Origin of the sequence: Flavobacterium ginsenosidimutans, from assembly GCF_003254625.1 — a bacterium.
In the GTDB taxonomy this organism is placed as follows: Bacteria; Bacteroidota; Bacteroidia; order Flavobacteriales; family Flavobacteriaceae; genus Flavobacterium; species Flavobacterium ginsenosidimutans.
In genome coordinates, this window is record NZ_QJRJ01000080.1 from 127,409 (window position 1) to 140,428 (window position 13,020).

General features: G+C 33.2%; 9 protein-coding genes and 1 riboswitch. All 9 genes read right to left on the reverse strand.

Annotation, left to right across the window (positions count from 1 at the left end):
• Nucleotides 1-63 precede the first annotated feature (63 nt).
• Entirely contained in the window at nucleotides 64-1,053 is a 990-nt protein-coding gene (locus tag DM444_RS16875; RefSeq protein ID WP_111289256.1) for a TlpA disulfide reductase family protein, read from the reverse strand.
• A gap of 243 nt (nucleotides 1,054-1,296) precedes the next feature.
• A riboswitch (SAM riboswitch) is annotated at nucleotides 1,297-1,395 on the reverse strand.
• A gap of 221 nt (nucleotides 1,396-1,616) precedes the next feature.
• Nucleotides 1,617-2,066 carry a response regulator gene (locus tag DM444_RS16880; protein WP_111288748.1) on the reverse strand — a complete coding sequence of 150 codons (450 nt, stop codon included), beginning with the start codon at nucleotides 2,064-2,066 and terminating at the stop codon, nucleotides 1,617-1,619.
• Nucleotides 2,067-2,068: 2 nt separating this feature from the next.
• On the reverse strand, nucleotides 2,069-4,741 hold the full coding sequence (locus DM444_RS16885; protein ID WP_111288750.1) for a PAS domain S-box protein: 2,673 nt from the start codon (nucleotides 4,739-4,741) through the stop codon (nucleotides 2,069-2,071).
• 188 nt (nucleotides 4,742-4,929) lie between these two features.
• Nucleotides 4,930-5,133 carry a hypothetical protein gene (locus DM444_RS16890; RefSeq protein WP_111288752.1) on the reverse strand — a complete coding sequence of 68 codons (204 nt, stop codon included), beginning with the start codon at nucleotides 5,131-5,133 and terminating at the stop codon, nucleotides 4,930-4,932.
• Between the two features lie 201 nt (nucleotides 5,134-5,334).
• Complete coding sequence (locus DM444_RS16895) at nucleotides 5,335-5,595, reverse strand: hypothetical protein (protein WP_111288754.1); 261 nt, start codon at nucleotides 5,593-5,595, stop codon at nucleotides 5,335-5,337.
• A gap of 332 nt (nucleotides 5,596-5,927) precedes the next feature.
• Nucleotides 5,928-7,790, reverse strand: coding sequence for a TonB-dependent receptor plug domain-containing protein (locus tag DM444_RS16900; RefSeq protein ID WP_111288756.1), 1,863 nt, complete (start codon nucleotides 7,788-7,790; stop codon nucleotides 5,928-5,930).
• Nucleotides 7,791-7,932: 142 nt separating this feature from the next.
• Nucleotides 7,933-9,072, reverse strand: a complete 1,140-nt coding sequence (locus DM444_RS16905) for an exo-beta-N-acetylmuramidase NamZ family protein (RefSeq protein ID WP_111288758.1) — start codon at nucleotides 9,070-9,072, stop codon at nucleotides 7,933-7,935.
• Between the two features lie 131 nt (nucleotides 9,073-9,203).
• The gene (locus DM444_RS16910; RefSeq protein ID WP_111288760.1) at nucleotides 9,204-10,508 is read right to left on the reverse strand and encodes a serine hydrolase domain-containing protein; all 1,305 of its coding nucleotides are present in this window, start codon (nucleotides 10,506-10,508) and stop codon (nucleotides 9,204-9,206) included.
• A 3-nt stretch (nucleotides 10,509-10,511) separates the two neighbouring features.
• Nucleotides 10,512-13,016 (reverse strand): beta-N-acetylhexosaminidase, encoded by a 2,505-nt coding sequence (locus DM444_RS16915; RefSeq protein ID WP_111288762.1) that lies wholly within the window; start codon nucleotides 13,014-13,016, stop codon nucleotides 10,512-10,514.
• Nucleotides 13,017-13,020 lie beyond the last annotated feature (4 nt).

The window sequence follows — 13,020 nt, forward strand, 5'->3', positions numbered from 1 at the left end:
TTTTTGAGGAGCTTCTTGCGGAGATCCTTCCTTCGTCAGGATGACAAGATTGCGCATTCTTTATTAAATTTTATTCTCTAAAAGTGTTTTTAAAGTAGATTGCAATTCTTCTCCATGAAGATTTTTTGCAACAATAATTCCTTTCGAATCCACTAAATAATTCGCAGGAATAGCTCTTACTCCATAAAGTTTGGCAACAGCACTATTCCAGAAAAGCAAATCCGAAACATGTGTCCATGTCAAGTTATCATCTTGAATTCCTTTAATCCAATTTTCTTTCTTTTTATCCAATGAAATTGCTACAATGTTGAATCCTTTATCATGAAATTCTTTGTACGCAGCAACGATATTTGGATTTTCTTTTCGGCAAGGACCACACCATGAAGCCCAAAAATCAACTAAAGTGTAGCCTTTTAAATTTTGGTAAAGACGAACTGGTTTTCCTTCAGGATCATTAGCAGTAAAATCAGGGGCTTTTTTACCAATCGCTAATCCGTCTAAAACGGTAACCAGTTCTTTAAGTTCTTTCACGTAAGTGGTACTTTGAAGGCTTTTATCTAGCAAAGCAATATTTTGTGTAATCTGTTCTGGAGACAATCGATACGACCAGTTTCTGTATAAAACGTATGCAGAAACCAAAGAATTCGGATGTTCTGTAATGAATTTGCTGATTTCTACATCTTTCGTTTTTTTATAAGTTTCGAACAAATCTTGAGAAGCCGAACCTTCTACAACCGAATTGCTGTAATATTTCTTCGGATTTAATTGAACCGTAATTGGTGTTTTTTCTAAGAAAATATAAAGTGGCGAACTTGCTGTATTTACGCTCAATCCGTATAATTCTGGTGTTTTTACTTTTGTTTTAAAGCTAAAATTTCCGTCTTTTACTTTTACCGAATCAATAGTTGTAAACATTTTATTGTGAAACTTTTGCAGATAAACGTATTGTGCCACTGTATCGACAACTGTTCCTTTTAATTGTAAATTACTTTCCTGAGCCTGAGTTTGAAAAGCTCCAAGAAACAAAGCAAAACCTAATAGTATTTTTTTCATTTTATTTTTAGTTTTAAGATTAGACAAAAGAGTTTCAGGCCAATGCCAAAAAGCATTAGCGAATAACATTTAAAAAGAAGATCTAAGAGAGATTATGTTTTCACATTCGAAAAGTGGCAAGACTATATTCTTCAAAAATTGGATTCAAAAGTTCGTAACCGGCGTATAATATCAAGTCTGCTTTCATTTTAAAAAAATAAAGATTTAACGTTGATGATCTTATTCAGATTTTGAGGAAATCTTTTCTTATCTGTCCGTTTAACGGAAGGATTTAGCACCTTATTCGGCAACAGGTTGCTAAGACTTCATCGGGCCTATTCCCTCAGTCTTTCTGGATAAGTATCATTTTATAAATTTTCTGTGATACAAATATATATTAATTCTACCGAATTAGTCAAGTTTAAAATTGTTTTTTTTGAATTTTATTTTTAATTGAGTTGAAAAACATCTTCAACATCAATAAAATCAATGCATTAAAAGCTAAAAATATTTTTAATGATAATTCGTTTTATAAAATAAATTCATACGTTTTATCAAAAACAGAGAATAAATTTCACTTCTTTTTAAAGAAAAACATAAAGATATTTGTTCGTTTCCAGATTAGAAAGAGATTCTTTTAACCCGTTTTCTAGATTTAAAGTAATAGATCGTAAAACTTCTTTTAAGTCTTTAAAATTAGTTGGTTTTATGAAATAACAGACAGCGCCAAGATTTGCAGCGGTGTCCATATCGTTTTTATAGGAAGAAGTCGAAATCATAATTACGGGAATGTTTTTATAACGCTCATCCGATTTTAATTGTTTCAAACATTCCCAGCCGTTCATTATAGGCATATTCAAGTCTAGAAAAACAACTTCAGGAATTTCATTTTGTTTCTCTATCATTTTTAAAGCTTCGCTTCCATTTTCTGCGCAATGACAAATAATATTTTCATCTATATCGGCCAATGCCTCGCAAAACATTTCTGCGTCATCCCTATCGTCATCAGCTAATAGAATTATTTTTTTTATCATATTTAAATGTCTTTTTCTTTTTGCTCAAATGGCAATGTTATAATAAAAACAGCTCCTTTATTTGGAACTCCAGAAGCAGTAATACTTCCGCCGTGGCGTTCCGCTATTTTTTTACAAAGCGATAATCCTAAGCCAGTTCCTTCATAACGGTCTTTAGAATTAAGTCGTGTAAACGTCTCAAATATACGGCCTGTTTGATCAAGATCAAAACCAATTCCGTTATCTTCTACCGTAATAATTGCAAATTTTTTATCCTCTTCAATTTGTTCTTTCGCAGTAATAATAATTTCCGAAGCGGTATCTTCTTTAGCAAATTTAATAGAATTATTAATCAGGTTGTAAAACAATTGATATAATAAAACAGAAGCTCCTTCTAAAACGGGAAGATCTTGGTAATAAATTTTTGCGCCTGTTTTTTGAAGCACGATTTCCAGATCAGTTTCTATGTTTTTAATGGTTTCATTTAAATCGACAATTGTAGCTTTTTGCGAATCGGCATTGATTTTAGAATAGGCCAATACGCCATCAATCATGTTAAACATACGATCTGCCGCGACATGAATTCTATCAAAAAATTTCGAAGCAGATTCGTCTAATTGTCCTTCCAAATGATCTTCGAGACGACTGACAAATGTTTTAATTTTTCTAATCGGTTCTTTTAAATCGTGCGAAGCAACATGAGCGAATTGCTGCAAATCGTCATTAGAACGCTGTAATTCTTTCGTTCGTTCGGCTACCAAAATTTCTAGCTTTTCAGTAGTTGATTTTTGTTCATGAATATCAGTGCAGGTACCAAACCATTTATTGATTATTCCTTCTTTATCTTTGATTGGAACCGCTTTACTTAAAAACCATCGATATCCTCCAGTATTTGCATTTCTTAAACGAAATTCAAGCTGATAAGAAGAACCTGCATGAACACTTTCGTGCCAGCCTTTTGACACTAAATAAACATCATCAGGATGCAATTTTGAAATCCAGCTTGAATCTCCAAATTCATGTTCTTCATAACCGGTGTATTCGTACCAGCGACTGTTATAATAATCAACAAAACCGTCTGGATTGGCTGTCCAAATAATTTGCGGAACTAAATCTGCGAGCTGCCTAAATTTTTCTTCGCTTTCTGTAATTACATTTTGAAGCTCTTTCTGCGAAGTAATATCGCTAGATGCACCAAACCATTCAATGATCTTTTCTTGATCGTCTAATATTGGAACTACTCTAGAAAAAACCCATCCTATAGAATCGTCTGGATTTATCACTCTGTGTTCCATTTCGAAAATGCTTTTTTCTATTATAGATTTAGAAATAAGATCTACTGCTCTTCTTAAATCATTTGGATGAATAAATTTATCTAGCCAATTAACACGTTTTTCGCCAGAATTAGATAAACGCCCATCTCCTTCAAGATTTTGCATAATCATCCAATCGGCATCCATTCGATAGACTAAATCAGATGATGCATTGACTAGCGCTCTAAAACGGCTTTCGCTTTCTTCCATTTTTTGGCGCGCTACAACTTGCTGTGTAACTTCAACCGCCACTTGTATCATTCCAGTTATCTGACCATCTTCAATCAGCGGACGATAGGCCAGATTATAGTAGTAATCTTTTAATTCTCCCGTACGATTATGCGGAACCAAAACTTCGCTTTGGTCAAAAGGAATTCCTTCATTATAAACTTTTAAAAGCTGTTCCCAAACGTACTGACCTTCTAGTTCTGGCAAAACATCAATCAATCGCATGCCAATAACTTCTTGGCCTCGACCAATCATTTGAAGCATGTGCGTGTTTATCTGTTCAATTATGAGATCATCTCCTCTAAGCACTAAAGTTGGTGCAGGTGTTTGGTGAATCATTTTTCTGAAACGACTCTCGCTTTGTTGCAGTTTTTCTTCTGCCAGTTTAATTTCAGTAATATCTCTTGTTGTTCCAGCAACAACTTCAACTTCTCCTTTTTCATTAAATACTGGAACTAAAATATAATCATAAATTCTCCTTCCTAATTCTGCGTGCGGAAAAGAAACAGTTCCTCTTACGGCTCTTTTTTCGGCAACTACGGTGTCTATTTCTTGTTCATGCATTTCGGCATGCCAATCTTCATAACCATTTTCTCTTAGCCCACGCCCGATCGCATCTTCTGCCGTTTTGCCCCACATACTCAATAAGGCTTTGTTTGCATACGTGAACTTATAATCAAGATCAAATACATAAACTAGATCGGGAGTTGCATTTATTATAGAATTGTAAAGTCTTTTTTGTTTTTCGGCATCAATTAATGCATTATTCAAAGCGTTTTCTGCATTTTTCTTTTCAGTGATATCTTCCATCGTCACCACCAATAATTCGCCTTGTTTTACTGTAGTAAATTTGAACCATTTTTTGGCATTTTCATCTCCATACCAATTTTCAAAATTAGTTGTAATTCCTGTTTCTGCAGTTTCAATAATTTTTTGGAGAATATTAGTTTTTTCAATTTTAGAAAAAACTTCGCTGAATCTTTTGCCCTTATAATCAGCAATATTGATCCAATTTATAATGTAGGTATTAAACAGCAAAATGGAGAAATCTTCGACCTTGCCTTTTTTATCATATAAAGATTTTAAAACTGCAATACCGTTAGGCGCAGAATTAAAAACAGTTTGAAAAAGGTCTAAATTATTTATTAGCTCCATTATAGTTTTGAGTTAAAATAATTTCTAATGCTGTATGATTTTTTCCAAAGGCCTTCCGAATTTGTTAAAATTCTTTCTCAAATATAGAGAAAAACCTTGTCACTTAAACATCAGTTAAAATGGAATTTAAAAATCGAAAAAGCCAAACTCTAAGATTTGGCTTTTAAACTTTAAATTTTAATTAATTCCTACTTTTTTATAGTATCTGTACTAATGGTTTCTGTAGTATCCATATTAATTGTATCTACTTCAGGTCCAACTGTATCAAACGTATTTTGAATCGAATCATTTTCATAAGAATCTGTTGTTGGAGTTTCATTCTTTTTACAAGAAAATACCAATCCAATCAATAGAATGAAAAAAGCGATTTTCGTTTTTAATATCGTTTTCATTATTATATTTTTTAAAATCTTATTTATAAAGTTAAAACCTCTATCGCAAACTTCTTTACACAATTTTAAAAACCTGTTATAGAAATCAAATAGTATCAACTCGATTAAGAGGAAAGAAGCTTGCAGTTTCCTATACAGATGTTTTTTATTGAATTAACTCTAACAAAAAAGAGCGGAAAAATTCCGCTCTTTTGTATCCTTTTAATCCGTTTTGGTTGCATCATTTTCAGAAATATCTCTATGGAAATTATTTTTATGCCTAAGTTCCTCGTAATCGTCATCATCACCCCAATCTCCTGTATTTTGCTGTTGAATCGGATTGTTTCTTTCTTTTAATTGTTCATCCTTATTTTCATCACTTGGAAAATACATTTGATAACCAAAAATAGGATCCCAATTTGATTCTTGAGTACGATCGATTCCATCTTGGAACAAACCGTTTTGTTCATTTCTTGTATCCATTTGTCTAACTATTTTTATACCATCACAAATTGAAAGTATGATTATTACTTCATAACGTAGACTCGTAAAATTCAACAAATTAAGTTAAGGGGCTGTTACATCATTTTGTAGAAATTTTATATGATTCTATTTAACAGTTCACTAAAATTAAGCAAAATATTTCCAACATTGATTAAGAAATTGTAAAAAAGAACATTATGTTTTGAATTGTAAAATAAAACTTATTTTTTGCTTTTTAGTTTGATAAAGAACAGCAATCGTTAATAAAAGAATAAAGCCTGTAAACACTAAGTTTACAGGCTTTATACCAATCTAAATCCCTAAAAGTAATTTTAAAAAGTAACCAGCTTAACTCCCAATGTAAGCCATCTTGAAGGCAGTGGCACTGCACCTACTTCATAATAAGTTGCATTGAAAATATTTTGTCCATCTAAGAAAATGGTGAATTTATTGATTGTCTGACTTACTCTAAAATCATTTACCCAGTAAGAAGGTCCTGTAATTCTTTCATTAAAACGAGTTGCAAACATTACAGACAGATTTTTAAACTGATAATCTATCGTATTGGTAATTTGATGTTTTAAAGAAGAAATTGCATATTTTGAATATGTTTCTGTACGGGCAGTTTTGAATTCTGAATCTAAATAAGTGTATCCAAGAAGAATGTTCAATCTAGAATCTTTAGAGAAATCAAATCTGTAAGTTCCACGTAAGTTGATTCCATTTGTGTTCAAATCTCCAGTATTCTGACTTTGCCAAGGCACGGTTGTTTCATTACGCATCCAATCGATATAATTGTCAATTTTTCTGTAGAAATAATTTGCATTCAAACTCAAAGCTCTTTTGTTGTATTTAAATCCAATTTCGCTCTGAAATGCATTTTCTGAATCTAAATCTGGGTTTCCAATATTTCCTGTTTGCTTCAAATACAAATCAGTAAACGAAGGAATTCTTTGGCTTGTACCAACATTTCCAATAATTTTAAAGGCATCAGTAATTGCATAACTTGCATCAATTCCAGGATAAATCTGCCATTTATAATCTGAATTATAGTTTAAATATGTTCCGATATTTACATCTAATTTTTCAGTAAAGCTTCTTCTATATTCTGCATACAATCCAACATTTTCGCGATCGTGATCTCCAATGTTTGAAGAGTGAATATTTTCGTTTCTGAATTCAGCTCCAAAACCAATTTCTCCTTTAGATAATTTAACTGTAGAGTTCAATTCTCCCGCTATTGAATTCGTATAATGCTGACTTCTTCCAACTGCCAAATTTGAGTTTCCTAAATAACGATAATCATCATAATTGTATCTGTAAGTTACTCTCGGCATAATTTTCCAACTGTCCGTAATTTGATGATTTGACTGAATGTTAGCAAATGTAGTCTGAACAATTTCTGTAGAGTTTTTATCTCCCGGCGCTGCGTAAAATCCGTTTGCACCAAATCCGTTATTAATGTAACCAGCAGAACCTAAAATTTCGTTTTTATCATTGATCTGCACATTTCCTTGATAGAAAATTTTATTGTTTTCGAATGCTGTATTGTAGCGGTAACCATTGCTTTTATCGTGCGAAGCGAAGATTAAATGCTGTTGTTTTTCTTTACCTAAAACAGCTCCAGCCTGAATTCCTGTTCCGTAAAAAGTATCTCCTGTATCTTGCGTATCTTTTTCGAAATTAGAACCTGCATAAGTGCTTACCATAAAACCAGAATCGGTTGGTTTTTTTGTAATGATATTAATTGCTCCAGTTAAACTGTTAATTCCGTAAATTCTCGCAGCCGGACCACGAACTACTTCAATTCTTTCAATTGCTTCAACCGGAAGAGGAAGATTCAACATATTATGTGCAGTTTGCGAGTCGATTACTTTTGCTCCGTTCAATAGAACAACAGTTTGCTCAAAACTTCCACCATCAACACTAATGTCGGCTTGAGTTCCAAACGGCCCTCTTTGTCTGATATCTACTCCATTTGCATATTGCAATACTTCTTGCAATGTTCTACCAGGCAGCTTTTTAATCGTTTCGCTAGAAATAACATAAACGTTTCTATTTTGTTTAGAAATAGGTGTATTAAAACGGCCTTCATTAATAATGACTTCATCCATTTGGTTTATGGAATCATTCTTTGTCTGTGCGTAAAAATTGGAACAAATTACTGTAAAAACAGCAAAATAGATTTTTTTCATTTTGGTTTACTATTTTTTTTGGCAAAAGTAGGTGCTTACCGTACCAATAAAGTATTCCAGTTTTACAATTATAACTAGTCCGGTTGAAATTCTATTCTATTTTACTTGAATTTAAAATAATACATAACAAAACTGAAAGATATTACTTATAAATCAAATATTTAGCTCTCATTTTTTTAAACTCGATCAAGCCTTCTTTCCAACTATTTCTAATTTCTTGTTCAGAAATTCCAGCTTCAATTTGCTGCTGCAGTTTTTCATTTCCTGCGCGAATGGCAAATTTTCTTTTATCGAAAAATTTAGATTTATCTGATGTTGTCTGATAGGCTTTTATCAGCCATTTTATTTCTAATCTATTTATTCTCGGAATAGAAGACAGATCTTCTCCATTGCACTCTACGCCATTATACAAAGGATCTTTATCTCCAAAATTAGGTTTTGGCGTAAAGGCGAAATTACTTTTTGGAAGATATGGCGAACCATAAATTTGAAACTGTTTTTCTGTTCCGCGCCCCATGCTCACATTTGTTCCTTCAAAAAGGCATAAACTCACATACAAATTAATCGCCTGATCGTTAGGTAAATTTGGCGAAGGACGAACTGGCAAACTATAAGAACTTTTTCTGGTATAATTCAAACACGGAATCACAGTCAATTTGCACTGAATTCCATCTTTCAGCCATTTTTGTCCATTGATCATTTTTGCTTCTTCGCCTAAAGTCATTCCGTGAAGCAAAGGCGTTGGATGCATTCCGATACCACTTTTAAAAGCAATGTCCAAAACTGGACCGTCGACAATCGCAATATTCGGATTTGGACGATCCAGTACAATCAGTGGAACATTGTTCTCAGCGCAGGCTTCCATAATGCGATGCATTGTAGAAACGTACGTGTATAATCGTGTTCCAACATCCTGAAGATCAAAAATCATAATATCGATTCCTTTCAATTGTTTAGGAGTTGGTTTGTTGTTTTTTCCGTAAAGCGAAACGATTGATAAGCCCGTTTTCGAATCAATTTCATCAGATACATGTTCGCCTGCATCGGCAGTTCCTCTAAAACCATGTTCTGGTGCAAAAATGAATTTGATTTTTACTTTTTGTTCCACTAAAAAATCAACGAGATGTTTTTCTTTAGTAATAATTCCCGTTTGATTGGTTACAATTCCAACGGTTTTGCCTTTTAGTAAAGGAAGATATTTTGCAGAATTTTCAGCGCCAGTTTTTATTTCCTGCGCAAAAGAAACTGCTGAAATTAGTATGCAGATTATTATATTTTTCATGAGAATATTTTGGGTTAAAGTTTTTTCGCCACGAATTCACGAATTATTTCAAATAATTGGTATAATTCAACATGCTTTTTAAACACACAGATTATAAAAAAAATAATTCGTGAATTCGTGGCGAAAAAAAATCATCTATTAATTTGCCTCCAGATTTTAGCACTAAAATCGTCCTTGTACATCAATCTATTTGTTCGAGTAGGATTTACGCGATTGGTCAGAATGATTAAAAAACGGTTGGTATTCCTATTCATAAAGAAAAAAGTTCCCGTAAAACCTGTATGTCCAAAATCATCTTTTGTAAAAAACTCGTCTGGTTTTCTTTTATCAAAACCTAAACCTCTATAAATACCTTCTTTCGCAAGAGGTGAATCTGTAAACTCTTTTACGACTTTTGATTTTAGAATTTGTTTTCCTTTATAATTACCATTGTTCATTAGCATTTTACAGATAACGGCAATCGATTCTGCGTTGGCAAACAAACCAGCATTTCCAGAAACACCACCAAAAATAGCCGCCGCTTCATCGTGCACATAACCTTTAATAGTATCTTTTCTGAAAAAATTATCCACTTCAGTTGGCATGACGTTATCTATCGAAGTCCATTTTAACGGATTATATCCAATTTTTGAAATACCCAATTCGGTATAAATTTCATTGGTGAACTGATCGAGTTTTTTTCCTGTTTTGGTTTCAATCATTTGCTTCACCAAAAGCAAGTTTAAATCGCTGTACAGATATTTCCCTCTCGGATTTGTATTTGCTTTCGCAATCCTTTCATAAACCGATGGATAAAATTCTGGATTCAGCCACATGTTTTTATAAATCTGAACCCAATTTTCTTTTGGCTCAAAAACAAGATATTTTGAATCGTAAACAATGTTTTTGTTCACAAACATATTATCAAAAGGTTCAACATATTGCTCTGATTTTTGATTGCTCAAAAAAGGCGAATTATCTGGTGTAGAAAGCAATGCTTGATAAAAAGTAATACTTGGCGTTAATCCAGAAGTATGCGTTAGCAATTCAAAAAGCGTTAAATCGGAAATGGCTGTTTTATTGTACATCGGAACAATTTCGCCTACTTGGTCTGTCAGTTTTAGTTTTCCATCTCCAACCAAACGCATTGTTACAATCGTTGCTCCTAAAACTTTAGACATTGAAGCTAAATCAAAAACATCATCTGATTTTACAGCCAGTTTTTTATAGTAATCATGAAAACCGTAATTTTTAGAAATCACAACCGAATCTTTTGTTCCAACAATAATCTGTGCTCCAGGAAAAAATCCTTTTTCAAGCGCGTTGATCATCATCGAATCGATAAAAACTTCATTTCGTTTAACATCAAAAAACTTCTTGGAATTTTTCTGTGCATAACCATTTATTCCTAAAGAAATCAAGCAAATAACTAAAAACTTGTCCAATATATTTTTCATTTTCTACGGATTAATTTTTAAGTCCTGACCTGCCATCAAAGGCTCATTATTGGTTCCTGTAATTTTAATTCTAACCGCTTTTACAGGCTGTTTCGGATAAATTGAAGCATTTCCGTAATCAAAATTATCGCCTTTTATAAAATCAGTTCCATTGTATGAATACTCAACAAAACCGTTGTTTACAATGAATCGCGGATGATGTGGAATTCCAGTTAAAACATCAATTTTTGAAGAAGTTACAGGATTTGCAAAAGTGTATAAAATCCAATCGCCGTCTTTACACGCAACGTCTGTACGCAAATAAGATTCTTCATTATAATCTTGCAAATTCGAAATTGGAAACTTCGGATTTTCTGCCATTGAAGAAGTCACTTTCACTTCTGGTTCTTGATAAGGCGAACAATTGAATTTTACATTTGCAGCCGACTTTTTTTCTTCTTTATTTTCTACCGTAAAATCTAATCTATAGGTGTTTTTTTCGTTGTAATTTTCAATCAGAAATCTCAAACGAGGTTTTGATTTTAATGTTTTTTCATCTGCGTAAGTCTGAACTAATTTATCATTTTCAAAAAGTGAAACCGTTTTGATTACGCCATTTGCAGTTTCATCAGTTGAAGGATTAAAAGTCAAATACCAAATTCCTTTTTTATCTATATGTTCCGAAATATTTTCTGAAATGTTTAAAATTTCTGCTTTAGCTGTATTCCATTCTGCAACAGGCAATTTCTCGGCTTTCACAGCCGGACTCGCTGAATCTTCATTGAAAAATACTCGAAATAAATACTGCTCGTAATTCTTCGTCTGAATTGGTCCTGTATATAATGGCGATTGTTTTGTTGGCTCATTTCCATCTTTATCAAATCTGATAACCGCACCTTCATAAGGTGGCGTTACAGTAATAGTTCCGTTTTTATAAATTGCTGTTGGAGGAAAATCTCTGAAAGCAATTCCCATATCGGCCAATCTTTTCAAATGGCTGTTGGTTAATCTTCCATAAAAATCATCCCAGTTTTTATCTTCTTTTTTAGACCATCCAATTTCAGACAAAGCGCTAATTCTTGGATAACTTTGGTATTCCATAATTCTTGCTGGACGATCCAGATATTCGCTCCATAAAGCACCTTGAACGCCTTTTATGTTTTTTTGTTCTTCAGGTGTTAAATCATTATTTGGAATTGGTTCGAAAGAATATGCTCTTTTTGTATCTGTAATTGCCGCCCAACGATGACCACGTTCTGTTTCAGATTGTGCCATGTCAAAATACATAAATTGACCTGGCATCATGATCGTCGAATATCCTTTTTTTGCAGATTCAATTCCGTAACTAATTCCCTGCCAAGCAGAAATTAACGTATTTGGATTGATTTCTCCGCCTTTTAGGATTTCATTCCAGCCGTCTGTTTTTTTATGGTACTTATCTACAATTTTTTGAACCCTTCTAAAGAAATAATTCTGAAGCTGAAAACTATCCGTAAACCCTTCTTTTGCCATCAAAGCTTGACATTTTGGACAATGCTCCCAATTGGCACGATTCACTTCGTCTCCTGCAATATGAATATATTCGAAAGGGAAAAGTCCCGAAACTTCTCTAATGATTGAATCGAGAAGATCATAATTTTCTTCACGCCCCACACACCAAACATTTTTCACTTCGCCCTGAACACTTTTAAGTTCTTGCGTTATAGCGCAACCCACTTCTGGATACGAAGCTGTTACCGCACGCGAATGTCCCGGAATTTCAATTTCTGGCATAACCGAGATACCACGATCTGCTGCATAAGCCACCACTTCTTTAATATCTTCTTGTGTATAAAAACCTCCGTAGCGTTTGTCTCCCGAACCATAAGACGGTAATAAAACTTCGCCAGGACCTCTCCATGCGCCTTTTAAAGTTAAATCTGGCATCGATTTGATTTCGATTCTCCAGCCGTTATCATCTGTTAAATGCCAATGAAAAACATTCATTTTATGAGCAGCCAGCCAATCGATATAACTTTTTACCGTTTGTTTATCAAAAAATTGTCTCGAACAATCGAGCATCATTCCGCGCCAATCAAAACGAGGATAATCTTCTATTTTCACAAACGGTACTGTTCCTTTTTTAACTTCTTTTGCAGAACAAATTTGCACTAAAGTCTGAAATCCGTTTAGAACTCCATTTGTTGTTTTTCCTTTTACGAAAATTCCTTTTTCGTTTATTTCTAATTGATAGCCTTCATTTGGAAGATCTAATTTCTTATCAACTAAAAATGAAATAGTATTTTTTCCATGTTTTTTTCCAATCGAAACAATTGGGTTAATTCCTGTATTTTTTGAAATACTTGCTGAAATATAATCGGCACTGCTTTTTAGTTTTTTGTCTACTACAACTTTTAATGGCGAAGGCAAAACAAACTGTCCAACACTTTGTTGAACTGAAACTGGTTTTGGAATTATATCTAATTTTTGGGCTTGTACAAAACTTATCGAACTTAGAAATATGGCGATTAGAAGAATGCTTTTTCTCATTTCT